Below are 24,689 nucleotides of genomic sequence, written 5' to 3' on the forward strand. Positions count from 1 at the left end.
CCCTAGCGCAGCAACTGCCAGAACATCTGCACGCAGGGTGATGGCGCCTGCTGCATGCTGACCAGTGCAATGCGCGAATGGCGCGCGGCGTCGGCCAGCGGCTGCAGCACCACGCCGGGCGGGCAGATGCGCTCATAGACGCTGGGCACGATGGACAGCCCCAGGCCGGCGGCCACCAGTGCCAGCATGGTCGAGGTCTCACGCGCTGGCTGGGCGATGCGCGGCACAAAGCCGGCCTCGCTGCACAGCGCCAGAATATGTTCGTGCAGACCGCCACCCAGCACGGCCGGATGCAGCACAAAAGGCTGATCGGCCAGGCTGCTCAGTGCCAGTGGCTCGTTCGCCGCCGAGGCCGCATGCGCCACGGGCAGGGCCAGCCTCAGCTCGTCGCGCCACAGCGTCTGCTCGCGTATCGGCACGGGGATGCGGAAGGTCGGCGAAGGCCGCATAAAGCCGATGTCGATCTGACCGGCCGTCAATGCCGCGATCTGCTCGCCTGTGGTCATATGCTGCAGATCCAGCTCCACCTGCGGGTGGCGGCTGCGAAAGTCGCGCAGCATGGCCGAGAACTCGTCAAACAGCGGCACCGATGCCGTGAAGGCGATGCGCAACCGCCCCGCCAGGCCATGGGCTGCCATGCGCACCAGCTCGCCCGCCTGCTGATGCAGTTCCACGATCTGCCGCGCCTTGTCCTGCAGCAGCAGGCCTGCCGGCGTCAGCGCCACGGCGCGGCGCGAGCGTTCGAACAATTGCGCCCCCATCTCCTGCTCCAGCAGACGGATCTGCTGGCTCAGCGGGGGCTGGCTCATATGCAAACGCTGGGCCGCACGGCTGAAATTCAGCTCCTCGGCCACAGCCAGAAAACAGGTCAGACGGCGCAAATCCATAGGACGATTTTCGTATCAAGTCCAGACGCAAACGGTATTGGACGCAAAGGCCGCAACTTTTCACAATCCGCTCAGCCGCAGAAGCGATGACAACCGTAGCTGTCTGCGTCGATTCAATAAGGGTTCAAGGCCTATCCAGACCCGCCCAATACAGAGAGACATTGATGAAGCCGTTTCCCCTTTTCACCGTTCGCCGAGCCCTTCTGATCAGCGCTGTGGCCCTGGCTGCAGGCTGTGCCCAGCAACCGGGCAGCACGCCCAAGGAGCCCGTGCGCCTCATGACTTCGGGCGGCTTCACTGCAGCACACAAGCTGCTGGCACCGCAGTTCACGGCCCAGACCGGCCTGGCAGTGGAGTCGGCCTATGGCTCGTCCATGGGTGCCTCGCCCACCTCCATTCCCAACCGCCTGAGCAAGGGTGAAAAGGCCGACGTGGTGATTCTGGCGCGTGGCGCGCTCGACGATCTGGCCGCCAAGGGCCTGGTGCGCAACGGCACCCAGATCGACCTGGTGCGCTCTGCCGTGGGCGTGGCCGTGAAGAAGGGTGCCCCCATCCCCGACATCAGCAGCGAGGACAAGCTGCGTCAGGTGCTGCTCAATGCCAGGAGCATTGCCTACTCGGCCAGCGCCAGCGGTACCTACTACGAAACCCAGATGCTCAAGAAGCTGGGCATTCACGACCAGGTCATGCCCAAGAGCAGGAAGATCGTGACCGAGCGTGTGGGCACCATCGTGGCGCGGGGCGAGGCCGAAATCGGCCTGCAGCAGGTCAGCGAACTGCTGCCCATCGAGGGCATCAGCTATGTCGGCACCCTGCCCGATTCGGTGCAGCACTACACCATCTTCTCGGCCGGCACGGCCGGCACTTCCACCAACCCCCAGGGGCTGGAGCAGCTGCTCAAGTTCTACACCTCGCCAGCCGCCGCCAAGACTATCCGGGAAACAGGCCTGGAGCCCGTCGCCCAGCCGCGCTGAGCAGCGCGGACCCGCAAAAAAAGCCCGTCAGGCACAGCCTGCGGGCTTTTTTTTGGCGCCAGGCAGCTCAGCGCTTGCTGCCCGGTCCGGCTTTCTGCACCAGGGCCACGGTCAGCCCCTGGGCGGTGACGGTAATGGCGCCAGGCTCCATCGCCAGCGCATCGACCAGGGCCAGATCCTGGTCCTGCAGCTGATAGAGCACCAACTGGCCCATGGCCTGCTCGGCCAGGGCCGTGGCATAAGTACCCAGCATATCGCTGAGTGCGGGCGACAGCCCGTCCATGCTGAGCTGGTTGACCTTGATCTGGTAGGCACGCAAGGTGCGGTCGGTGGGTTCATAGCGCAGCGCGAAATCGACATTGAGCAGGCCGCTGTACTGCTCCTTGAGCACCTTGCCGCTGAGCTCGGCCGGAATCACGGCGTTGAGCATATTGCGCTCGGGCACCATGCTCAGCTGCGGTGCCTTCAGATCCAGCTGCAGCAAACCCGCCACCGGGAACTGCCTGGGGAAACGCCTGGCCAGCATCTCCTGCAGCTTCTGCTGGCTCACGCTCACGCTGCTGGGCACTGACTTGCCCGAGCAGCCCGTGGCAGCCATTCCCAATCCCAATACTGTCACCGCCAACCATGAGCGCCGATTCATCACGACCACCGAACTCCGTAAAACCTGATTCAAAACCCGTGCAAACGCTTGATAAACCAACGCTATCAGCTATGGTTTTTGAGTACTCCATTGTCTCCGAGCCTGCTATTCCACAGAGTCTCGATGGATGTTGGCAGTTCCCTATCTGATGCAATCTGCAGGTAAAAGACTGTTATCTAACGTCCGAGGCCACCAGGGGTTGACCGTCGGCATACGGCAGCAGTGCATGCACAATGATTTGCATGACTGCATATCCCTCTTCCCTCAGCCATGAGGCACTGACTGCCGCCGCCCAGGACACCAGCCTGCCCGACCAGATCCTGGCCCAGTGGTTCGGCAGCCCCAGGCCCGGCAATGCCGATGCCCTCAAGCACAAGGCGCAGTGGTTCACCAAATCGGCGGCCTTCGACGAGGAGCTGCGCCAGCGCTTTGGCACTGCGGTAGAGGCCGCGCTGGGCGGTGCCCTGCAGCACTGGGCAAGCCAGGGTCCATGGCAGCAGCTGGCATTGGTGATCCTGCTGGACCAGTTCACGCGCAATATCCACCGCAACACCCCCAAGAGCTTTGCCGGCGACGCACAGGCCCTGGCACTGGCGCTGCAAGCAATGGACTCCGGCAGCGTCCGGCTGCTGCCCGAGGTGGTCCGCGTCTTCATGTACCTGCCACTGGAACATGCCGAGGACCCGGCCATGCAGCAACGCAGCGTGGCCGCCTTCGACGCATTGCAGCAGAGCGCCACGGACGCCGAACTGCGCGAATATCTGGCCGGAACGCTGGACTACGCCCATCGCCATCAGGTGGTGATAGAGCGCTTTGGCCGCTTCCCGCACCGCAACCACATTCTGGGCCGCGCCAGCACCGCCGAAGAGGCCGAGTACCTGGCTCAGCCCGGCTCAGGCTTCTAGGGCGATCACGAGCCGCGCGTAGCCTCGCGCAGCGCGGGCTCCTGGCGCGGCTTGTGCTGGCGCATGGGCTTTTTGCCCGCACCCAGGTCGCGGTGGCGCATGGCCCAGCGCTCCACCGTGTAGAACGACAGGGCCGACAGCGCAGTCGAGATCAGCAGGCCCGCGACCACAGTCACGGGCCAGGAGTAATCGGCACGCAGATAGCGTACCACCGGGTAATGCCAGAGGTAGATGCCGTAGGACAGCTGGCCCAGCTTGATGAGCATTGGCGCCGTCAGCATTTCATAGACCAGACCCGTGGGCTTTTGCACGGCCAGCAGCACGACCAGGGCGGCGCACTCCACCACCGTGACACCCCAGACCATGGCGTGCTGGTTGTCCCATTCCAGCTCCATGATCAAGGGCACGGCCAGCACAAACCACATGGTGTAGGCGCGCAACGACTGCAGACGCTCTATCCATTGGGGGCGCTCCATCATCAGCGCCGCCAGCAGGGCACCGGCCAGCAAACCCGAGGCCCGCGTATCGAATCGGAAGAAGATCTCGTAGAACTGCTGGCCCTGCACCACCCAGAAGATACGCCACAGCGTGCTCAACAGCCACAGCGCCGCAAGCGGCGCCCAGACCCGGCCCGGCGTGGCCTTGCGTAGCAGCAGGACCAGCAGCGGCGGCCAGATCAGATAGAAATGCTCCTCCACCGACAGCGACCACATATGCAGCAGCGTGTCCGGACTGTCGAAGAAGGCAATGCCGTAGTCAGCCAGGTAGAGGATGGAGACCAGGGCGTCCGAATAGATATCCGTGAGGTCTGGCCAGATGAACGGCGCGAACACGCAGTACGCGAGCAGAAACAGCGCCAGCGCAGGCATGAGCCGGAAGAAGCGGCGACGGTAAAAGCGCCAGTAATCGAGCTTGCCATGCTGCTGATATTCCATCAGCAGCAGCGAGGTGATCAGAAAGCCGCTGAGCACGAAGAACAGATCGACGCCGAAGAAGGCGCCGTCGAACATCGGGGCATGTGCGTGCGAGAGCAGCACCAGCACAATGGCTATGCCTCTCAATCCATCGAGCGCTGGGTTGTAGCGCAGCTTGAACGCCGACTCCACCAAAACCGGACACCTTTCCTTTCGCCCAGGCACGGGCCGGGCTTGCAGACAAACGATCACAGCCACGCATGAGACATGGCTGAAGCAGTATTCAGAATTTGAGCAAAGAGGCAGTAACAGCTCTTTGCAGCGACCCGGGGGTCGCAGAGCGCATGGAAACACGCTCGGGGGTGCCGGAACCTGGCAGGCGATTTGTCTGTTGCAGCTCACCGGTGGTGAGGCCACAGAATGTTATGAATGCCCGCAGCCAGACGGCTTGGCGTCTGTTGGCAGGTGAACAGACCGGGGCAATTTGAACAGATTTTTGCCACCCGCCCAAGCAGGGGACGGAGCTTGCCGAGCTCTGGCAGGGTCTTGGCAATCCGTGTTAACAATTAAGAACAAAAACAGCAGGCTGTGCCCCACCCACCAGCACCATCAGCTATCAATTTCGAAGCTTCAGGATGACTTGCGGCGCCCGCAAGCGGGCGCACTCTGGTGCACATCGCGCCACAGCAGCATCTCGGCCACGCGTTCGGACTTGTCGTCATCAAAGCCCAGTTGCTGCGCACGCTCGGCGGGGTTGGTCCAGGTGCCGAACAGCATGTCCCATAGCGGCAGGCCGTAGTTCTGCGCATGGTGGCCATGCTGATGGTGCACGGTATGCATTTCCGGGCGCTGCAGCACATAGCCGAGCCAGCGCGGCGTGCGTATGTCGGCATGGGTGAACAGATCGAAGGCCGCCGTCAGCCCCAGGGCCACGGCCGCCGCCGCCGGGCTGGCGCCCAGCACCCAGTAGCTGGAGATCACGCTCAGCAGCATGGCGGCGCAGGAGTCCAGCGGATGGGCATAGAACGAGGTCAGCACCTCGATGCGCCGCGCGCTGTGATGCAACTGGTGGAACACCCGCCACAGCAGGTCGGAGGCGTGGGTGGCGCGGTGCCACCAGTAAAAGACAAAGCTGGTGATGAAAAAGCTCAGCAAGCCCACCAGCAGCGGGTTCCAGCGTGCGCCCACATCCAGCAGCGCATGCTGGCGAATCCGGTCTTCCAGCAACCAGCCCAGCGCCAGCGTGCAGACCAGCGTCAGCGCGCCCAGGGCGCTGCTGTAGATCAGCCAGCGCCGGTCGCAGAGATTGCGCGAGGCGGGCGCAATCACCTCGCGCGTGAAGACCGCCACGAACAGCAGCGCAATCAGCGGATAGACCAGGTACTCCAGCACGGCAATCATTTCCCTTGAGGTTTGCCTTGCAGTCTATCGGCTGATATGGGCCTGCCGCTTTATTGGGGCAATACGAACTGCTCCAGCGGCGTATCGTTGGGTGCGGCCAGCTGCTTCTTGAGCACCTCGCCCATGGGCAGGTTCAGGTTCACGCTCTTGGGTGCAATGGGCTGCATGAACCATTTGTTGTAGAGCTTGTGGAGCTCGCCCGAGCGGATCATCTGCAAAATGGCGCCGTCCACGGCCTTCTTGATCTGCGGGTCGTTCTTGCTGAACTGGATGGCAATCGGCTCGGCACCGATCACCTCGCCCACAATCTTGTAGCCCTTGGGATTCTTGCTCTGCCCGATCACGCCGGCCAGCATGTTGTCGTCCAGCACAAAGGCATCGACGCGACCCGACTCCAGCATCAGAAAGCTCTCGAACTGGTCCTTGCTCATCAGCGTCTTGAAGTTCAACTCGTTGTCGCTGGCGTACTTGCGCAGAATCTGCACTGCCGTCGTGCCGGTGATAGCACCCACATTGCGCCCCTGCAGCTGCTTGAACGAGGTGATGCCGGAATCGGCACGCACGGCCATGCGCACCTCGCTGACATAGGTGGTCAGGCCGAACGCAACCTGCTTCTGGCGCGTGAGGTTGTTGGTCATGCTGGCGCAGTTGAAATCGGCCGTGCCGTTGTTGATCAGCGGCATGGTGTTCTGCGGCGTCAGCACCATGTATCTGAGCTGGGCCCTGGGCGCGATCGCATGCACCACCCGCTCGCAGAGGTCCATGTGATAGCCGACGAACTTCTCGTTGGCGCCGATCGCGTAGGACATGGGAACCGCAGCCTCCCGTACCCCCAGCACCACGGTGCCGCCTGCCTGCCAGCGCTGCAGCGTGGGCGATGCGGACAGTTCCACCGCCGTGTCGATATTGGCACCGATAGTGGAGCTCGCCGCCTCGGTCTTGCCCGCAGCCATGGCAGAACCCGCACATACCAGCGCTGCTGCCAGCCCGGCCCATTTCAACGACTTGCCCATCATCCACTCCCGAAAAACAAAAGCGCCGAGACCCCTGGTCATCGGCGCTCATCACCCACCCGATCCGGCACACCCCCCATGCCCTCATGAGGCCCTGGCCCGATTGTCGTTGCTCGCTTATCGCTTTGAGTGGAATGCTTATGCCTGCGCGTCGCCTCACACGTCGCGTTTGGCGGGGGCCGCCCCCGTCAGTTCACGCAGGCGCTGATGGACGCTGCTGGCTTCATCGACCGGCTGCTGGTGCTTGGCCCGCAGATAGCGCTCGGTGAACACGCCCAGATAGCTCTCCAGCACCTGGCCGGCCTGCACATCGCCGGCATCGCCCACCAGCTCCAGACACAGGGCCGCCACCTCGCTGGTGCAGAAATGGTCGTCGCGCTTGGATCTGCGCAGCTGGTAGCGGGAGATCAGGTCCGGGTTCAGGCTGAGCACGGGAAAGCCATCGAGATACGGGCTTTTGCGGAACATCTTGCGCGCCTCCGACCAGGTCGCGTCCAGCAGGATGAACAGCGGGCGTCTGCCGGGCTGCAGCGCACGGCTGTCGCCGCCGTCCAGCGTCTCCAGCACACGCTCGGCAGGCTCCGCATATTCGCCGGGAAACACCACATAGGGCTGCCATTGCGGATCGGCCAGCAAGACCTCCAGCTGCGGATCCTGCTCGGTGCGCGACCAGCCGAAGGCATGGGTGTCCTTCACCACATCGGCAATCAGCCAGCCCGTGTTGCTGGGCTTGAGCGGCTCGGCATCATGCATCAGCAGGCAGAAGGCCGCGCGCGTGGCCAGCTCGGGGCGCAGCGCGCACATGCAGTGGGAAGGGCGCAAGCGGCAGCCCTCGCAGCGCTCGCCCTTGGGGCCGCCACGCGCCAGAAACGGACGCGTGCTGCGCGCCAGCCGTGCCTGGCGCAAGCGCGAGACGGCATGCGGGGGCAGCGTGGAGGCAACGGTTTTCTGCGGAGTCAGAGCGGCAGGGGACAAAGGCGTGGAAGCAGGCAAGACGGACACCAGCGGGTTCGGGCAGATGCCCGGATTGTCCCGCCTTTGCCAAACCCAGTGCTGATGCTGCAGGAGTGCCGCTTACTCGCAGCCACCCTGTTCGAAGGTCGGACCACGGCCAAAACTGAACACCGTGGGCCTGGCATTCCTGAGTCCTGCGGAAATCACATTCCTGAAGCGATCCGGCTCGCAGTTGAAACGCGTGTCCAGCACATAGTCGTCGGACTCTGCCTTGACCATGGCGTCGCGCCAGGCGGCCGTCGCATCCAGCACCTTGCCGTCAACCATGGGGGCCTGCACCGAGTAATTGATGAAGTGGGTCAGGCGCGAGCCCTTGGCCTCCAGATACACCACGGGGTCGGCGGCATTGCCGCACAGCGTCAGGCAGTCGGCGTAATAACGGCTGTCCAGCAAGGGCTCGAAGCCGCCAAAAGTCAGGTCGCCGAGCTTGATATCGGGCTGGCCCTCGGACACATTCAGCACGCTCTTGAGCGAGAGATTGCAGCTGGGTGCGATATCGATCTCGACCGACTCGATCACCTTGTCGGCCTCGTCGCTGACCAGGGTGATATCGCAGCCATCGGTGCGGAACTGGTGGCGGTGGAACTCCGAGCGCATGGCCGGGCCGGCAATCTTTTGCGCATAGGCCAGATTCATGCCTATGGTTTCGGTGCTGAACAGCTGGTCGATCACGCGCCTGGCTTCTGCGGCAGGCGCTGCGGGCGCAGGGGCTGGCGCAGTTGCGGGGGCCTGTGCCGGGGGCGCGGCGCCCTCGGTCTTGGAATCCGAGCAGGCCAGCAGCAATGCCGCTGCCGCCATGGCGCCCGTCCAGACTCCGCAGCGTTTGATCCAGCGATGAGGCATCTCCATATCCTTGTGAGTTCGCAAGCCCCGCAATATAGGTGCAGGCCCCGAAATCACCAAGAACCAGAGGTTTCAGCCTCCCACGCACTCCAGCTCGAACAGCGGCATATCGCCGCTTCGGCTGAGCCAGACACCGCCGCCCAGCTCCTTGAAGTGAGGCTGCAGGCCGCGGCGGTACAACTCGGCGCGGTGACGATACAGGCGCGGGTCGGTCAGCTCCTCGTCGATGATGTCGCGCTCGTAGTCCTCACGTGCCACGGCCTCGATGTAGAGACCGCCACGCGACAGCCGGCCCAGATTGGCCAGCGCCTTTTTCAGGTCGGCCGGGCTCAGATAGGGCAGCACGCCCTGGCAGATCACCAGATCGAAAGGCTGACCATCTTTGGGCTGCCAATCCACCACCGAGCCCTGCTCCCAGCCATAGCGCTCGCAGAGATAGGGACTGAACTCCACGCCCTGATACTGCACGCCCGGAAAGTGCTTTTGCACCGCCTCGCGCCACAGGCCTATGCCGCAGCCCACATCAAGCACCCGCTGCACGGGCACGCGCAGATACGCAAGATACGAGCAGACAAACGCACCCAGCCGCCGCGCGTGCTCGGGATCGATCACGCTGGTCTTTTTGTCAAAGTAAAAGCGCTGGTAATACGCCTCGTCAAACCACTCGTTGCTTGCTGATTGCACGCAGCTTCCTTCAAAAAACAAACGGCGCCCGAAGACGCCGAAACTTCAAAAAACCGACGCTGACTCAGGAAAGAGACAGCCAGCAAGGGCCTGAGCGGCCCCGCAGCGAGGCCGTCGTCCCCTACCGGGGGAAGGCGCGCAACGCCTCAGGGAGTTAGATTCTGCCGACCACGGACCAGCCCTTGCGCTGGTCCTGCTTGTTGTTCTCGTAGTCCCATACCGTGCCGCAGCGCTCGCAGACATAGCGGGTCACCGTCGCCGTGGTCGAGCCGCGCTCCTCCTTGCGGTTGCCGCGCTGCATCAGTTCGGCATGGCCGGGGGCTTTGCGCCAGTTGCGCTGAATGCCGGCACAGGCGTCGCACAGATGGTCTTCGGCAGGAGTGGTGGTGTTGGTCATGAAAAAACTACTGAATGTGGTGCAGGCCCCGGACATCCGCCCGCGCTGCAAAGCAGCCATTGTGCCGCCTGCCCCGGTTTTGCACCTGAGGCGGGCACAGCATCACCGCTTGCAGGTCGGGCATGACCGCGTTCGCTGTTGCCGCTCGAAGCTCAAGACCTTGCCAGACAAGCGCAGACAGCTACTGTTTTTGATCCCCACCGCTGAAGACAAAAAAAGGCCGCTTGCGCGGCCCTGGTTCAATCAGCCTCGATCATGCCTTCGCGGGGCGATAGGCCAGACAGATCTTGTTGCCGTCGGGGTCGCGCAGATAGGCCAGATACATGGAATCGCCACGCCAGCCCGGCGCGTCCTCGATAGATACACCGCCCGCTGCCAGGCCCGCCGCATGGGCCGCGTTCACCTGATCGGTGGACTGGGCCAGAAAGCCCGTGGTCGCGCCATTGCCCGAGCTGGCCGTTTCGCCGTTGATGGGCGTAGAGATGGCAAACACGCCCGTGGGGCTGCGGTAGAAGAAGCGGTTCTTGTTGGCAACGCCGGGCGCAATGCCCAGCTGGCCCAGCAGCGCGTCGTAAAAGCGCTTGCTGGACTCCAGATCATTTACACCCAGCATGATGTGGCTAAACATGGTTGTCTCCTGGAAAGGCCCTGTTTCGGGCGAAGATGGGAAATCGGCAAGCCATCGTAACGGGAGCTTGCCGCCCTCTTCTGTCACCCATTTTCAGCCCACCATGCTGCCAGACCATTTCACCCCGGTTCCCCTGGACAAGTCCTACCGCCTGCTCAATCACGGCCCCACGGTCATCGTCTCGGCCCAGCACGCGGGCGAGCGCAATGCCATGAGCGCGGCCTGGGCCTGCGCGCTCGATTTCGCGCCGCCCAAGATCAGCGTCGTGCTCGACAAGGCCACGCGCACGCGTGCGCTGGTCGAGGGCAGCGGCCTCTTTGCCGTGCAACTGCCCACCGTGCCCCAGGCCGCGCTGACGGTGGGCATAGGCACGGACAGCGCCGTCACGGAACCGCGCAAGCTCGTCAAACATGGCGTGCAGCTTTTCGACGCACCGGGCTTCGATGTACCGCTGGTGGCTGGCTGCGCCGCCTGGCTGGTCTGCAAGCTGATTCACGAGCCGCACAACCAGCAGAGCTATGACCTGTTCATCGCCGAAGTCGTGGGCGCCTGGGCCGACGAGCGCGTGTTCCGCAACGGACACTGGGAGTTCGGCTCCGCCCCCGCCGAGCTGCGCACCCTGCACTATGTGGCCGGGGGGCAGTTCTTTGCGATCGGCGAATCGGTGCTGGTGAAGTAGAAACTTTCATGGCAGCAGCGCTTATGCATCAAGCGCTGGCAGCTATCAAAATCATGGGCACTTTGCCGTGACGGCCACTGACACCCTCAGGCGCCCTGACCCGCAGCGCCTGCGCACCCGGGTATTTGTAACCGCCTTGATTTAGACTGCATCACTGACTGACATATCAATCAACCCATGACTGCAGGTGCCGTACCGCCGCACAGGGCAGCGATCTCTGCTATCAATCACCGCGAAGTGACAGGCCATGGCGCAAGAGTTTTTCGATCCCGTGCTGTTCATCAAGGAGGATGCGCCGACTGTGGTCGATCTGTCGCAGACACCGTTCTTCTGCAATCTCCACGGCTACCCGCACTACTGCGCAGAGCCGCCCGCAGGCTTGACGGTGCTGGAGCCGGCCATCAGCAATCCCGAGGTCGCCATCGGCAACGCATACCGCGTCCTTTCGGCAACCACCACGCATCCGCAGCCCGAATACGGCAGCCAGACCCAGCTGGTGTTCCAGGCCGAACGGATCGAGTACCAGGCCCTGGCCGCAACCCCTGAAACAGCAGCGGCTTTCGGCATGACGCTGATCGAATCGGGACAGGGCATACGCATCACCAGCCCGCAGCCGCATCTTTCGCTGGTCGACTATGAATACGGCATGTTTGCCGGGCACCGCTCGCCCTATGAGGGTACGGGCTATCGCCTGCTGGGCAAGGTCTGCACCGATCTCGAGCATCACGATTTCCCGCATGTCTTCACCTCCATCGATCCGCATCTGCCGCTGGTGATTTCGGTGGGAAAGTACTGGCCACAGCAGCAGAAAATCTGTCTCGCCGACCTCTGGCTGCCGCGCGGCAAGGCCTTGTATGTGCCGCCCCGGCCGAGCCTGCCCGGCCAGACCTGCCTGGATCTGCACGGCAACCGCAACTCGGCCCTGGCCTGCTGGCGCGGGATAGCGCGCTCCAGCGTCAGAACCCAGACCCTGCTGCAGACCGAAGGCGGCTATTTCTACTGGTTCTGGAACGAGCTGCCCACCACCCATCCCCTTCTGGACATGACAGGAGCGCTCCATGCTTGAAGTCCGACCCCGCCTGCGCACACTCGAACCCGACACCGGCAACCGCCTCTACCAGACGCTACTGGAGTCCACCCTGGCGATCCCCTTCAAGATCGACTGGGCCAGCCAGAAATACAGCTATATCGGGCCGCAGATCGCCGATCTGCTGGGCTGGAGCCCCGAGAGCTGGGAGACCGTGAACGACTGGGCCGAACGCATTCACCCCGACGAGCGCGAGCAAACCGTCTCGCGCTGCGTGGAGCTGTGCCTGGCCGGCGTGGACCACGAGGCCGAGTACCGCGCGCTGACCAGCGACAACCGCTTTGTCTGGGTCAGGGAAGTCGTGCATGTGCTCTGCGACGAGCAAGGCCAGACCACGGCCCTGATCGGCTTCACCTTCGACATCACCGAGCAGAAGAAATCCGAGCAGCTGCGCGCCGAGCTGGAAGCCCAGAAGCTCTCCAACGCACGCCTGCAGGAGCGCCTGCGCCTGACCCACGATCTGCACGACGGCCTGGGCGGCGAGCTGGTCCACATGATTGCCTCGGTCGAGCAGGGCAGCGAAGCCCTGACCCGGCCCCAGGTGCTGTCCATGCTCAAGCTCATCCGCAACGACCTGCGCCAGAGCATAGACAACAATGCCTCGGCCCAGGTGCGCGTGCCCGCCACTCCGCAGGAATGGCTGGCACCCTTGCGCCGCCGCTTCAACGATCTTTTCGAGGCCCTGGGCATACGCTGCGACTGGCAGTTTCCGCAAAGCTGGAGCCAGCCGCCCAACGCGCTGCAATATCTGGCGCTGACCCGGCTCATCGAAGAGGCGCTGACCAACGTCATCAAGCACAGCCAGGCGCGCCATGTGCGACTGTCGCTGCGGCAACCCCAGGCGCAGGAGCTGCTGCTGGAGATCGAGGACGACGGCGTCGGCTTTGATGTGCAGGCCGTGGAGGCATCGGGTCTGGGCGTGGGCATGCGCTCCATGGCAGTGCGCATTGCACGGGTCGGCGGACTGCTGGGAATTGAGTCGTCGCCGGGGCGGACGGCTTTGACGGCGAGGGTGGTGTTGGGGGCTGAGGACTGAGCTTTTGGAGCTGTGGGGCCTGTGTAATAAGCGCTGGCAGCTATCGGGTTTAGTGCTTTGCCAAATTTGAGTTCAGAGGGCGGGTCGTTAAAAGAAAAAATTCAAGCCAAATCAGCCTTTCCCCAAGGCAGACCAAGCGCTAACAGCTATCAAAAAAGAAAGGCATGTGGCCCCGCAGGAACCACATGCCCCATCAGCCTCAAACCCAGGCGCACAAAGCGCCATCAGCCATCAATATTCGAGGCAGATCTTGCCGAAATGCCTGCCTGCAGCCTGATGCTCGAAGGCCGCCACCATCTGCTCCAGCGGATAACGGCTGTCGATCACGGGCTTCCAGCCGAAGTTCTCCAGCGCGCGCACCATGTCCTGCTGCTGCTCGCGGCTGCCGACAATCAGGCCCTTGAGGGTTTGCTGCTTGCGCATCATCTCCACCGTGGGCACGGCGCCCGCAAAACCGGTGAGCACGCCGATCAGCGCGATATGGCCGCCCACGGCGCAGGCGCGAATCGACTGGGGCAGAGTGCCAGGGCCGCCGACCTCGACCACGATGTCGGCACCGCGACCGCCGGTGGCGGCCAGCACGGCGTCGCCCCATTCGGGCTGGTCCTTGTAGTTGATCACCAGATCGGCCCCCAATGCCTTGAGCTGCTCGGCCTTGGCCGCGCTGGAGGTGGTGGCGATGACGGTGGCGCCCATGCTCCTGGCCATCTGCAGCGCAAAGATGGAGACGCCGCCCGTGCCCAGCACCAGCACGGTGTCGCCGGCCTTGAGATGGCCGTCCACTACCAGCGCGCGCCAGGCCGTGAGGCCGGCCGTGGTCAGCGTGGCGGCCTCGGCATGGCTCCAGCCCTTGGGGGCATGGGTAAAGCTGGTGGCGGGCAGGTTCACGAACTCGCGTGCAAAGCCGTCCACGCCGTCGCCGGGCACGAGCTGGAAGTCGGACGGCACATGGCGGCCCGACAGCCATTGCGGAAAGAAGGTCGAGACCACGGCATCGCCCGCGGCAAATTCCTTCACGCCTGCGCCCACTGCCGTGACCAGGCCTGCGCCGTCGGCCATGGGAATGCGGCCGTCGGCCGCCGCGCCGGGACGGCGCACCACGCCCAGGTCGTGGTAGTTGAGCGAGCTGGCGTGAATACGCACCTGGATCTCGCCCGCAGCAGGCGCCGCAGGTGCGGGCAGCTCGACAAGCTTCAGGTTTTCGAAACCGCCGGGCGCGGCCAGTTGCATGACTTTCATGGAGTGCTCCTCAAGAGGTGAAACAGATGCTGCGCATGGTGCCGTCAATGCGCAGCCACCACCAGTACCAACATATTTGTTGGGTAGTATTAAAAATGTAAGCAATGCATGAATGCCGACCGGCGCTACGATCTTGGCGTCCAGAACTGCAGCGAGGTGCCCATGAAACGATTGAACAGCAAGAGCGGCTGCGCCGTGGAGGTGACGCTGTCGGTCATGGGCGGCACCTGGAAGCCCATCATCCTGTTCCAGCTGCTGCATGGCAAAAAGCGCTTTGGCGAGCTGAGCCGTGCCATCCCCGGCATTACCCAGCGCATGCTGACACTGCAGCTGCGCGAGCTTGAAGAAGCCGGCATCGTCGAGCGCACGGTGTATGCCGAGGTGCCGCCGCGCGTGGACTATGCGCTGACCGAGCTGGGCCGCAGCCTGCAGCCGGTGCTGATCGCCATGCGCAACTGGGGCATCGCCTACAGCCAGAACTTTGCTCAGTCCGAGCCGATGCATGACGCGGATCAAAACGGCGCAAGCTGCCTGCCTGAATTGAAGCAAAAACAGGCTTGAACGCTTTTCCATCAAGCGTCTAAAGCTATCAATTTCAATAAGTCGACAGCAGAAAGCCCACAGGCTGCAAAAGCCCGCGGGCTTGGGTCTGAAACCGCCGCGCTTACTTGCCGGCGGTCAGCGTGGTGTAGCTGTTGATCAGATTGCGATAGTCGGGGATATGGTTGGAGAACAGAGTCCCCAGCCCCTCGATGTTGTTGCGCCAGTCGCGGTGCAGCTCGCAGGCCGCGCCGAACCAGGTCATGAGCTGGGCGCCGGCCTGCTCCATGCGGCTCCAGGCGGCCTGCTGGGTCATGCTGTTGAAGGTGCCCGAGGCATCGGCGATGACGAATACCTCGAAGCCTTCCGCCAGCGCCGAGAGCACGGGGAAAGCCACGCAGACCTCGGTCACCACGCCAGCCACGATGAGCTGCTTCTTGCCCGTGGCCTTGACGGCCTTGACGAAGTCCTCGTTGTCCCAGGCATTGATCTGGCCGGGGCGGGCGATATAGGGGGCGGTGGGGAATTTTTCCTTGAGTTCTGGCACCAGCGGGCCGTTGGGGCCGGTCTCGAAGCTGGTGGTCAGAATCGTGGGCAGCTTGAAGTACTCGGCCATGTCGGCCAGGGCCAGCACATTGTTCTTGAACTTGTCGGGGTCGATATCGCGCACCAGGGACAGCAGGCCGGTCTGGTGATCCACCAGCAGCACGGCGGCATTGTCTTTGTCGAGGCGAACGTAAGGCTTTGGGCTCATGGGAATCTCCTTCAAGAGTGGAGGGGGTGAAAGCCGGCGGGCTTGCCCGCCGGTGGGAAAACGCGATACCAGGCAACCTGCTCAGGCGGCTGCGCCAGGGCGCTCGGCCGCCGGAATACGGCCGAACTGGCCGCTGCGGAAGTCCTCCAGCGCCTGCTGGATTTCCCCGTCGCTGTTCATGACGAAGGGGCCGTAACCGACCACGGGCTCGTCAATCGGCTCGCCGGACAGCCACAGCAGCGTGACGTCGCTATTGGCTTCCAGATGCACGCTGTCCGCAGCGCGATCCATGTGCACCAGCTGTCCGGCGCGCGCAATCTCCTGGCCGTTGACCAGCAGCGTGCCGTGCAACACCACCAGCGCCAGCGTGTGGCCGGCCCGGGCCTGCAGCTCGGTGGAGGCTCCGGCATTCAGCCTCACATCCCAGACATCGATGGGCGTGAAGGTTCTTGCCGGGCCACGATAGGCGGGCCCTTTGCTGCCCAGGTAGTCACCGGCAATGACACGCAGATGACCCGCGCCATCGGGCAGCGCGACCTGCGGAATGTCGGCGTTCAGCAGGGTCTGGTAGCCGGGAGCGGACATCTTGTCCCTGGCCGGCAGATTGACCCACAGCTGCACCATCTCCAGGGGGCCGCCGCTCTTGGCAAAGGCTTCGGAGTGGTATTCCTCGTGCAGGATGCCCGAGGCCGCCGTCATCCACTGCACGTCGCCGGGGCCGATGGTGCCGCCGGCACCCGTGGAGTCGCGGTGGGCCACTTCACCCTCGTAGACGATGGTCACGGTCTCGAAGCCGCGGTGCGGATGCGTGCCCACGCCGCGCCGCGCCGTGGTGGGCGTGAAGCTCTGGGGACCGGCGTGATCGAGCAGCAAGAATGGGCTCAGTGCCTTGCCGTGGTCGCCATAGCTGAACAGCGAACGCACGGGAAAGCCATTGCCCACCCAGTGGGGACGGGGGGCTTCGTAGACACCCAGAATTTTCTTGAGCATGAAATTTCTCCTTGCGGCAGGCCTGCAGTCCCGGTGGTCACTGCAGGTGTTGAACATGGGATAAGTATGAATTTGGAACGATGACTTGAGTAGTCCACAATATTTAGCCTCAGAGTTCTATTTTTAAAACGATGAAGCTGCCCGATCTCAACGAGCTTTACTACTTCGCCCAGGTGGTGGAGCACGGCGGATTCGCGCCCGCAGGCCGCGCACTGGGACTACCCAAGTCCAAGCTCAGCCGCCGCGTGGCCCTGCTCGAGGACCGCCTGGGCGCGCAGTTGCTGCTGCGTTCCACGCGCAGCTTTGCCGTGACCGAGGTGGGCAAGCGCTACTACCAGCACTGCCGCGCCATGCTGACCGAGGCCGAGGCCGCCGAAGAGTCGGTGGCGTTGGTGCATTCCGAGCCCTGCGGCAAGGTGCGCATGAGCTGCCCCGTGGCGCTGCTGGCCTCACGCGTGGGCCACATGCTGGGCGAATTCATGCGCCAGTACCCGCGCGTGGAGCTGCAGGTGGACGAGACCAACCGGCGCGTGGACGTGGTCGGCGAGGGGCTGGATCTGGCCCTGCGCGTGCGCCCGCCGCCGCTGCAGGACAGCGATCTGGTGCTGCGCACGCTGGCCGAGCGCCGGCAATGCCTGGTGGCCGCACCCGAGCTGCTGCAGCGCCTGGGCCCGCCCGGCGGGCCCATGGATCTGTCGGCCTGGCCCAGCCTGGATACGGGTGGCGTGCAGGAAACCCACCGCTGGGTGCTGCACGGCCCCGACGCCGTGCGCGCCGAGGTCAGGCACCAGCCAAGGCTGGTGACGCAGTCCATGCTGGCCCTGCGCGACGCGGCCGTGCTGGGTGCCGGCGTGGTGCAGCTGCCCAATATGTTTGTGCGCGAGGAACTGCGCAGCGGCACACTGGTGCAGGTGTTGCCGGGCTGGCAGCCGCGGCCTGAGATCATCCACGCCGTCTATGCCTCGCGCCGCGGGCAGCTGCCTGCCGTGCGCACGCTGCTTGACCATCTGGCCCAATCCTTCAGGACCTTGCCGGAAGACTGAGCATCAAAACCGCCTCCAGCATTTACTGGGAAAGCGCTTTCAGCTATCGAAACGATAGCTGCAGCATCAACCCAGAGCCGCCTGGATATCGTCCGCCAGCTTCTCGGGCTTGTCCTGGGGTGCATAGCGGCGTATTACCTGTCCGTCGCGGCCCACCAGGAATTTGGTGAAATTCCATTTGATGGACTTGGTGCCCAGCACGCCCGGCGCTTCGGAGGTCAGCCAGCGGTACAGCGGATGCGCACCGTCGCCATTGACCTCGATCTTGTGCATGAGCGGGAAGCTGACGCCGAAGTTCAGCTCGCAAAAGCTCGCGATCTCGTCATCCGAGCCTTTCTCCTGGGCACCGAACTGGTTGCAGGGAAAGCCCAGCACCACCAGGCCCCGGTCCGCATATTGCTCGTGCAGGGCCTGTAGCCCCTTGTACTGGGGCGTGAAGCCGCAGGCGCTGGCGGTATTCACGATCAGCAACACCTTGCCCTGGTACTGCGACAGAGGGACACTGCGCCCGTGGATGTCGGTGGCTTCAAAGTCATAAACGCTGTTTGCCATGCTGCTCTCCCGCCAATGCGAAGCCGCAAGCTTAAGGCAGTCGGCAACTTGTCTTGCAGCTAGAAACAACCCTGCATAGCCGCGCCACGGAGACAATACCGGGGCTGCGACCATAGAAAAACCGATCCCCGCAAGCAGAGCGCCTGTTTTTTGGGCATTCTTCGCAGTCTTGCCTTCTTGCGGCCCTTGGCGGGCTGCCTTGCCACGTGCGTTTGTCCTTGAACGAATTGAAAGAAAAATGGGTAGCTCGGGCCACAGCTCTGTGGATGCGCGCTCGCGCCAGCACTGCCGGCCAGCGCATTGCGGCCCTGCCCTGGTGGCGTCGCTGGCCGACGCAGCGTGAATGGCTGTGGTTTGCCGCAGCCTTGCCGGTGCTGTTTGTCGTCTATGCGCTGCTGCTGATTCCGTTCACGCCCAGCATCAGCGACATCCGCAAGGCCAAGCTAGAGCAGCCCGCGCAGATCCTGAGCGCCGACGGCAAGCTGCTCGGCGAGTTCAAGCGCAGCAACCGCCAGTGGGTGCCACTGGAGCAAATTTCGCCTGCCGTGGTCAAGGCCCTCGTGGCCACCGAGGACCACCGCTTCTACGAACACCACGGCATGGACTTCACGCGCACCGTGGGGTCGGTCATCCATACACTGGGCGGCAACCCCCAGGGCGGCTCCACCATCACCCAGCAGCTGGCGCGCAATCTCTACCCCACGGAAATCGGCCGCGCCCGCAATGTGAACCGCAAGCTCAAGGAGGCGATCACGGCCTTCAAGATCGAAGCGCTCTACACCAAGGACGAGATTCTCGAGACCTATCTGAACACCGTGCCCTTTCTCTACAACGCCTATGGGATAGAGATGGCGGCGCGCACCTATTTCGACAAACCTGCGGCCAAGCTCACGGTGCTGGAAAGCGCCACGCTGGTGGGCATGCTCAAGGGCAATGCCTATTACAACCCGGTGATCAATCCCGACCGCGCGATTGCCCGGCGCAACACCGTGCTGAGCCAGATGGTCAAGCGCGGCGAGCTCAAGGACGATGAGTTCGAACGCCTCAAGAAGCGCCCCATGCGTCTGGACTTCGAGCGCCAGGAGGAGCCCACGGGCATGGCGCCGCATTTTTCCCAGCAGCTGCGCAAATGGCTGATCGCCTGGGCGGACAAGCACGACTACAACATCTATACCGACGGTCTGGTAGTGCGCACCACCCTGGATTCGCGCCTGCAGAACTGGGCGCAGCAGGCCGTGAACCGCCAGATGCAAACGCTGCAGGGCATTGCCAACAACAACTGGAGCCACCGGGACGGCTGGAGTGCCGACAATGCGCTGGTGCTGCAGCTGGTGCGCGAGACGGAGGCCTTCCGCAAGCTCGCCAGAAGCGGCAGGCCTTCCGATATCAGCGAAGAAGAGGCGCTCAAGAAGCTGCTGGCCGACAAGGCCTTCATGAGACAGCTGCGCGAGGACAAGACCCGCGTGCAGGCCGGCTTTCTGGCCATTGACCCGCGCACCTCGGCCGTGCTGGCCTGGGTGGGCAGCCGCGACTATGCCCAGGATGCTTTCGACCATGTGGCCCAGGCGCGTCGCCAGCCCGGCTCCACCTTCAAGCCCTTTGTCTATGGCGCAGCCCTGCAGCGCGGCGCCAGGCCTGACGACACGCGCAAGGACGAAGCCGTGGAAATCCAGTTGCCCGGCGGCGAGGTCTGGCGTCCCAGCGATGCCGTCGAGCCCACGGGCGTGCCCATGAAGCTCAGCGATGCGCTGGCCTATTCCAAGAACACCATCACGGCCGAGCTGGGTCAGGAAGTGGGCATGGACCGCGTCATCAAGCTGGCACGCGCTCTGGGCGTGCGCCAGAGCCCGCTGGAGCCCGTGCCTTCGCTGGCGCTGGGCTCCAGCCCCGTCACGCTGCTGGAAATGGTCAATGCCTACGGCAGCATTGCCAACTCCGGCCACTACATTCCGCCCCAGCTGGTCACCCGTATCGAGAATGCCGACGGCGAGCTGCTGGCCGAATTCACCCCGCCCAAGCCCGATCAGGTCTGGGACGAGGAAGAGAACTACGGTCTGCTGGAGATGATGCGCGCCGTGATCGACAAGGGCACGGGCCGCGCGATCCGCAAGCAATACGGCATTCGCGCCGATGTGGCCGGCAAGACTGGCACCACCCAGGGCAATGCGGACGGCTGGTTCATCCTCATGCACCCGCAGATCGTGGCCGGCGCCTGGGCCGGCTTCAACGATGCGCGCATCACGCTCAAGAGCGACCAGTGGGGCCAGGGTTCGCGCAGCGCGCTGCCCATGGTGGGCGACTTCATGTCGCGCGCCCTGCGCAGCCCGTTGCTCAATGCCAAGGCCAGATTCACCGAGCCCAACACCAGCCACTGGTGGAGCGATCTGGTGGGCCGTCTGCGCGACAAGCTGCAGCAATGGAGCGGGCCGGCAGACGAGGGCCATTCAGCGCCGACGACTCCCGCACATCCAGCACCCAACAGGAGCAATGGCAGCGAGGTCGACATCATCGAGAGCACGCCCGCAGCGCCGCCCTCGACCGCCGTCCAGCCGGCGCCTGCCGACAGCAACGCCCAGCCGCCCGATCTGGACAGCAGCCCCGGGCTGGCGCCCGGCGAGATGATGCCGGCACCGGCCAGAACCCCCGCGCCTTCAAGCTGGAGCGATATAGGCACACCGCTGCCGCCAGCGGCGCCACTGAATGCACCGCAGGACAACCAGTAGCGCGGTTTTCAGCCACATGCCCCACTGGGCTGTCGAATAACTGGTCCAATTGCAGACTAATACCCGCCAGCAGGTCTCCCACCAGGAGGCCGCTGGCGGATTTGTTTTCGCCGGGCATGAAACCCACATGCCGAAAGCGCTGCGCCGACCCGAAGCCGACATGACCGCCAATACGCCAACCATCGTCACCTTTGCCATCTACCTGCTGGGCATGCTGCTCATAGGCTGGGCGGGATACAAAGCCACGTCCAACCTGTCCGACTACATTCTGGGCGGACGCAGTCTGGGCTCGGTGGTCACGGCCCTGTCGGCCGGGGCATCGGACATGAGCGGCTGGCTGCTCATGGGCCTGCCCGGGGCGGTGTTTGCCACCGGCCTGTCGGCCTCGTGGATTGCCATCGGCCTGTGCATCGGTGCCTGGCTCAACTGGCGCTTTGTCGCGGCGCGCCTGCGCGTCTACACAGAGAAGGTGGGCAATGCGCTGACCCTGCCCGACTACTTCACCAATCGCTTCGAGGACGGCAGCAGCCTGCTGCGCATCGTCACTGCGCTGGTGATTCTGGTGTTCTTCACCGTCTACTGCGCCTCCGGCGTGGTCGCCGGCGCCCGCTTGTTCGAATCCATGTTCGGCATGGACTACCAGACCGCCCTGTGGGTGGGTGCCGTGGCCACCATGGCCTATGTGTTCATCGGCGGCTTTCTGGCTGTGAGCTGGACCGACACGATCCAGGCTTCGCTGATGATCACCGCACTGATCCTCGCGCCGCTGATGGTGATCTATGCCGACGGCGGCGTGGGTGCCAGCGCGGCCATCATAGAAACCGCCCGCAGCGGCGCCTTCGACATGTTCAAGGGCCAGGGGACGATTGCCATCATCTCCTTGCTGGCCTGGGGTCTGGGCTACTTCGGCCAGCCCCACATTCTGGTGCGCTTCATGGCAGCCGAGTCAATCAAGACCATTCCCAACGCACGCCGCATCGGCATGACCTGGATGGTGCTGTGCCTGGGCGGCGCCGTGGCCGTGGGCTTCTTCGGCATTGCGTTCTTTGCCAGCCGCCCCGATATCGCGGTGAACGTCAATGGCAACCACGAGCTGGTGTTCCTGGAAGTCGCCAAGCTGCTGTTCAACCCCTGGATCAGCGGCGTGCTGCTGGCCGCCGTGCTGGCCGCCGTGATGAGCACCCTGTCCTGCCAGTTGCTGGTCTGCTCCAGCGCCCTCACCCAGGATATCTACAAGACCTTTCTGCACAGGAACGCCAGCCAGAAGCAGCTGGTCTGGTTTGGCCGCGCCATGGTGTTCGCGATTGCCGTGATTGCCATCCTCATCGCGCAGGACCCCAAGGCCAAGGTGCTGGGCATGGTCAGCAATGCCTGGGCCGGCTTCGGCGCAGCCTTCGGCCCGCTGGTGCTGATCTCGCTGCTCTGGGCCCGCATGACACGCAACGGCGCCCTGGCCGGCATGGTCGTGGGGGCGGTCACGGTGCTGGTCTGGCAGCATTGCCAGTGGTTCAAGCTCTATGAAATCGTTCCCGGGTTTGCGTTGTCTGCTATTGCTATCGTAGTAGTCAGCCTGCTGGACAAAGCGCCTTCGGCCACGATCGCAGCCAAGCACCACGAGGTGGAAGCCGAAATCGCCGCCCACGGTGAATAAGCAGCTTGGGCTGCTGCGCCAAGGCCCTGCCCGGCCATGCCGGCAGGGCCTTTTTGTTGCCGAAACAGCCGGGACGCGGGAGCCAGAACAGCCCAGGCAGCGGCCCCGGCAACTGCACAAAAAATAGGCGCAACTTGCATTTTCAAGGCCTATCCGTCACACTTACGGGTCGAAATTTCAGGCATTACCTGAGATTCTGAAAGGTTTAGTGAATGCTCAAGGCCGCTGCAGCCAAGGTATATCAGACGGGTTTAGCGTTGATGCTGGGTGCCGCTTTTGCGCTGGCATCCCCTGCGGCTTTGGCGCGCAAAGCGCCCGAAGTCGGTGTCCCCGTTTCCGGTTTTGAGACCGTAAGCCTGGCCGACCTGCCCCGCGAAGGCCGCACCACCTATGGTCGCATCCTGCAAGGCGGGCCGTTCTCGAACGACAAGGACGGCTCGGTATTCGGCAACCGTGAGCGCATACTTCCGCGCCAGGCCAGAGGCTACTACCGTGAATACACGGTGCGCACGCCGGGCGCGAGAAACCGGGGTGCGCGGCGCATCGTCTGCGGCGGCTTGCAGCCCCAGGTGCCCGATGCCTGCTTCTACACGGGCGACCACTACAACAGCTTTCAGCAGATCGTTCAATGACATTCAAAGACGCTCTGCAGGCCCGCCATACAGCGGCTCTTGACCTCTTAAATTCCGCAGCGGCGGTTTGCGCAGATAGCCTACAGCGCTGTCAGTACCGCCTCTGCCACCAGTTTTGATGTTTTTAGAAAGAATCACGGAGATGGACACGCCACTTCGTAAGCCCTCGGAAACACCGTTGCGCAATGTTCGCCCGAACATCGTGCAATCCATTCGTGCCTTCCGCATACCTGATCTTCAGGCCGCAGCAGAGGCGCTGGGCTCCCATTTCCTGTATGCCAATCTGGCCCATGCCCAGACCAAGGCCGATGTGTTCGAGCTGCTGTCCACCCAGTTCTACCTGCCGGCGCACTTTGGCAAGAACTGGGATGCGCTGTATGACTGCATGACCGAGCCGATCAACAAATCGGGCCCCCAGCCCGGTTTTGTGGTGGTGCTCGACCAGATCCCGACCACTCCCAAGTTCGACAAGGAAGTGCGCGAGCAGCTGCTGGACGTGTTCCGCGACACCGCAGACTTCTGGGCAGAGCGCAAGATCTCCTTCCGCTGCTTCTACTCCTTCCTGTAAGCCCTAGCGGCTTGACCCCTGCACAAAGCGCCCGTCTTGAATACGGGCGTTTTTGCTTTCATCGCCGGAGGCTCAGGCCGTTCTGCCCTGGGCTGCAGCCTTCTGCTGCATCCACTTGCCCATCGCAATCACCAGCACGGCGCCACAGGCCGCCGCCGCGTAATGCGCCCAGGGATTGACCTCTACAAAGCCTTCGAGCAGATGGTCGCTGGTGATGGTTTCGCCGGCCACCCAGCCAATCAGTGCAGCGCCCAGAGTGACGATTACCGGGAAGCGCTCCATCAGCTTGATCATCAGCGTAGAGCCGAAGATGACCAGCGGAATGCTGATGGCCAGGCCCAGGACCAGCAGCAGCATGTCGCCGCCCGCCGCCGCCGCCACGGCAATCACATTGTCCAGGCTCATGACCAGATCGGCGAGCAAGATGGTGCGAACAGCAGCCATCATGCCCTGCCTGGCCACGCTGCCGGAATCCTCCGCTTCATCTTCGCCCTTGAGCAGGCCCACACCGATCCACAACAGCAGCAGGCCGCCGATGACTTCCACAAACGGCAGCTGCATCAGCTTGGCCGCGACTACCGTCAGGGCAATCCGCAGCACCACGGCAGCGCCGGAGCCGAGCATGACCGCTTTTTTCTGCTGCTCGGGCGGCAGTCCGCGTGCGGCCAGGGCGATGACCACCGCGTTGTCGCCCGAGAGAATGATGTTGATCCAGACAATCTTGAACAAGCCGATCCAGAAATCGGCACCGAGCATGACATCCATGGGGAGAGTTTCCTGAGTTCTTTGTCCGTTGCCACTTGAACGGACGAACGCCCCGCGCTGCACAGCCGGGAGCTATCCATGCAGGAAAGTTTAGCCAACTGGCTCTGGCGGCCGCTGCCGGCGTATT

26 protein-coding genes are annotated in these 24,689 nt (G+C 63.5%); 11 read left to right on the forward strand and 15 right to left on the reverse strand.

Annotation, left to right across the window (positions count from 1 at the left end; all coding sequences use genetic code 11):
- Positions 1–2 precede the first annotated feature (2 nt).
- Positions 3–887, reverse strand: coding sequence for a LysR family transcriptional regulator (locus tag O987_RS26615; RefSeq protein ID WP_003060314.1), 885 nt, complete (start codon positions 885–887; stop codon positions 3–5).
- Between the two features lie 164 nt (positions 888–1,051).
- Here O987_RS26615 and O987_RS26620 point away from each other — a divergent pair, with 164 nt between their 5' ends.
- Positions 1,052–1,861 (forward strand): substrate-binding domain-containing protein, encoded by an 810-nt coding sequence (locus O987_RS26620; protein ID WP_043377062.1) that lies wholly within the window; start codon positions 1,052–1,054, stop codon positions 1,859–1,861.
- Between the two features lie 67 nt (positions 1,862–1,928).
- On the opposite strand, the gene O987_RS26625 is transcribed toward O987_RS26620, so the two are convergent.
- Positions 1,929–2,459: a hypothetical protein gene (locus tag O987_RS26625; protein WP_003060310.1), complete on the reverse strand. Its 531-nt coding sequence runs from the start codon at positions 2,457–2,459 to the stop codon at positions 1,929–1,931.
- Between the two features lie 287 nt (positions 2,460–2,746).
- On the opposite strand from O987_RS26625, the gene O987_RS26630 reads away from it, so the two are divergent.
- A complete protein-coding gene (locus O987_RS26630) occupies positions 2,747–3,409 on the forward strand; it encodes a DUF924 family protein (protein ID WP_043375787.1) in 663 nt (220 codons plus the stop codon).
- 5 nt (positions 3,410–3,414) lie between these two features.
- Here the strand turns inward: O987_RS26630 and O987_RS26635 are convergent, their stop codons facing one another.
- From O987_RS26635 to O987_RS26670, 8 genes are all read right to left on the reverse strand, one after another.
- A complete protein-coding gene (locus O987_RS26635) occupies positions 3,415–4,518 on the reverse strand; it encodes an acyltransferase family protein (RefSeq protein ID WP_019042693.1) in 1,104 nt (367 codons plus the stop codon).
- Positions 4,519–4,953: 435 nt separating this feature from the next.
- Positions 4,954–5,724 carry a sterol desaturase family protein gene (locus O987_RS26640; RefSeq protein ID WP_043375789.1) on the reverse strand — a complete coding sequence of 257 codons (771 nt, stop codon included), beginning with the start codon at positions 5,722–5,724 and terminating at the stop codon, positions 4,954–4,956.
- 50 nt (positions 5,725–5,774) lie between these two features.
- Complete coding sequence (locus O987_RS26645; RefSeq protein WP_043377065.1) at positions 5,775–6,737, reverse strand: transporter substrate-binding domain-containing protein; 963 nt, start codon at positions 6,735–6,737, stop codon at positions 5,775–5,777.
- Positions 6,738–6,893: 156 nt separating this feature from the next.
- The gene (locus tag O987_RS26650; protein WP_019042691.1) at positions 6,894–7,730 is read right to left on the reverse strand and encodes a tRNA-uridine aminocarboxypropyltransferase; all 837 of its coding nucleotides are present in this window, start codon (positions 7,728–7,730) and stop codon (positions 6,894–6,896) included.
- Positions 7,731–7,811: 81 nt separating this feature from the next.
- Positions 7,812–8,594, reverse strand: coding sequence for a hypothetical protein (locus tag O987_RS26655; RefSeq protein WP_003060304.1), 783 nt, complete (start codon positions 8,592–8,594; stop codon positions 7,812–7,814).
- 72 nt (positions 8,595–8,666) lie between these two features.
- Complete coding sequence (locus tag O987_RS26660) at positions 8,667–9,278, reverse strand: class I SAM-dependent methyltransferase (RefSeq protein ID WP_043377070.1); 612 nt, start codon at positions 9,276–9,278, stop codon at positions 8,667–8,669.
- A gap of 154 nt (positions 9,279–9,432) precedes the next feature.
- Positions 9,433–9,675, reverse strand: coding sequence for a hypothetical protein (locus tag O987_RS26665; protein ID WP_019042688.1), 243 nt, complete (start codon positions 9,673–9,675; stop codon positions 9,433–9,435).
- A gap of 253 nt (positions 9,676–9,928) precedes the next feature.
- Complete coding sequence (locus O987_RS26670; protein WP_003060301.1) at positions 9,929–10,303, reverse strand: VOC family protein; 375 nt, start codon at positions 10,301–10,303, stop codon at positions 9,929–9,931.
- Positions 10,304–10,406: 103 nt separating this feature from the next.
- Between O987_RS26670 and O987_RS26675 the strand changes: the two genes are divergently transcribed.
- The 3 genes from O987_RS26675 to O987_RS26685 all read left to right on the forward strand — a co-directional run bounded on the left by O987_RS26675 (position 10,407) and on the right by O987_RS26685 (position 13,105).
- Positions 10,407–10,982 carry a flavin reductase family protein gene (locus tag O987_RS26675; protein WP_003060299.1) on the forward strand — a complete coding sequence of 192 codons (576 nt, stop codon included), beginning with the start codon at positions 10,407–10,409 and terminating at the stop codon, positions 10,980–10,982.
- 247 nt (positions 10,983–11,229) lie between these two features.
- Positions 11,230–12,048, forward strand: coding sequence for a hypothetical protein (locus O987_RS26680; protein WP_043375791.1), 819 nt, complete (start codon positions 11,230–11,232; stop codon positions 12,046–12,048).
- Positions 12,041–13,105, forward strand: coding sequence for a PAS domain-containing protein (locus O987_RS26685; RefSeq protein ID WP_043375793.1), 1,065 nt, complete (start codon positions 12,041–12,043; stop codon positions 13,103–13,105). Before O987_RS26680 ends, O987_RS26685 begins: the two co-directional genes overlap by 8 nt.
- A 231-nt stretch (positions 13,106–13,336) precedes the next feature.
- Here O987_RS26685 and O987_RS26690 read toward each other — a convergent pair whose 3' ends face one another.
- Entirely contained in the window at positions 13,337–14,344 is a 1,008-nt protein-coding gene (locus O987_RS26690) for a zinc-dependent alcohol dehydrogenase family protein (RefSeq protein WP_043375795.1), read from the reverse strand.
- Positions 14,345–14,500: 156 nt separating this feature from the next.
- Here O987_RS26690 and O987_RS26695 point away from each other — a divergent pair, with 156 nt between their 5' ends.
- Positions 14,501–14,905, forward strand: a complete 405-nt coding sequence (locus tag O987_RS26695) for a winged helix-turn-helix transcriptional regulator (protein ID WP_291608274.1) — start codon at positions 14,501–14,503, stop codon at positions 14,903–14,905.
- A 103-nt stretch (positions 14,906–15,008) separates the two neighbouring features.
- Here O987_RS26695 and ycaC read toward each other — a convergent pair whose 3' ends face one another.
- Both ycaC and O987_RS26705 read right to left on the reverse strand, forming a co-directional pair.
- A complete protein-coding gene (gene ycaC / locus O987_RS26700; RefSeq protein WP_043375797.1) occupies positions 15,009–15,638 on the reverse strand; it encodes an isochorismate family cysteine hydrolase YcaC in 630 nt (209 codons plus the stop codon).
- An 81-nt stretch (positions 15,639–15,719) separates the two neighbouring features.
- Entirely contained in the window at positions 15,720–16,628 is a 909-nt protein-coding gene (locus O987_RS26705) for a pirin family protein (RefSeq protein WP_043375798.1), read from the reverse strand.
- A 131-nt stretch (positions 16,629–16,759) separates the two neighbouring features.
- Between O987_RS26705 and O987_RS26710 the strand changes: the two genes are divergently transcribed.
- The gene (locus O987_RS26710) at positions 16,760–17,671 is read left to right on the forward strand and encodes a LysR family transcriptional regulator (RefSeq protein WP_043375800.1); all 912 of its coding nucleotides are present in this window, start codon (positions 16,760–16,762) and stop codon (positions 17,669–17,671) included.
- 66 nt (positions 17,672–17,737) lie between these two features.
- On the opposite strand, the gene O987_RS26715 is transcribed toward O987_RS26710, so the two are convergent.
- A complete protein-coding gene (locus tag O987_RS26715) occupies positions 17,738–18,223 on the reverse strand; it encodes a glutathione peroxidase (protein ID WP_003060284.1) in 486 nt (161 codons plus the stop codon).
- 266 nt (positions 18,224–18,489) lie between these two features.
- On the opposite strand from O987_RS26715, the gene O987_RS26720 reads away from it, so the two are divergent.
- From O987_RS26720 to O987_RS26735, 4 genes are all read left to right on the forward strand, one after another.
- Complete coding sequence (locus tag O987_RS26720; protein WP_003060281.1) at positions 18,490–20,946, forward strand: penicillin-binding protein 1A; 2,457 nt, start codon at positions 18,490–18,492, stop codon at positions 20,944–20,946.
- A gap of 127 nt (positions 20,947–21,073) precedes the next feature.
- Positions 21,074–22,597: a sodium/proline symporter PutP gene (putP, locus tag O987_RS26725; RefSeq protein WP_043375802.1), complete on the forward strand. Its 1,524-nt coding sequence runs from the start codon at positions 21,074–21,076 to the stop codon at positions 22,595–22,597.
- Positions 22,598–22,809: 212 nt separating this feature from the next.
- Positions 22,810–23,229, forward strand: a complete 420-nt coding sequence (locus O987_RS26730; protein ID WP_003060277.1) for a ribonuclease domain-containing protein — start codon at positions 22,810–22,812, stop codon at positions 23,227–23,229.
- Between the two features lie 142 nt (positions 23,230–23,371).
- Positions 23,372–23,797 carry a barstar family protein gene (locus tag O987_RS26735; RefSeq protein ID WP_029158432.1) on the forward strand — a complete coding sequence of 142 codons (426 nt, stop codon included), beginning with the start codon at positions 23,372–23,374 and terminating at the stop codon, positions 23,795–23,797.
- A gap of 72 nt (positions 23,798–23,869) precedes the next feature.
- Here O987_RS26735 and O987_RS26740 read toward each other — a convergent pair whose 3' ends face one another.
- The gene (locus O987_RS26740; protein WP_003060272.1) at positions 23,870–24,562 is read right to left on the reverse strand and encodes a TerC family protein; all 693 of its coding nucleotides are present in this window, start codon (positions 24,560–24,562) and stop codon (positions 23,870–23,872) included.
- Between the last annotated feature and the right edge of the window lie 127 nt (positions 24,563–24,689).

This window comes from Comamonas testosteroni TK102 (assembly GCF_000739375.1).
Taxonomy (GTDB): Bacteria; Pseudomonadota; Gammaproteobacteria; order Burkholderiales; family Burkholderiaceae_C; genus Comamonas; species Comamonas brasiliensis.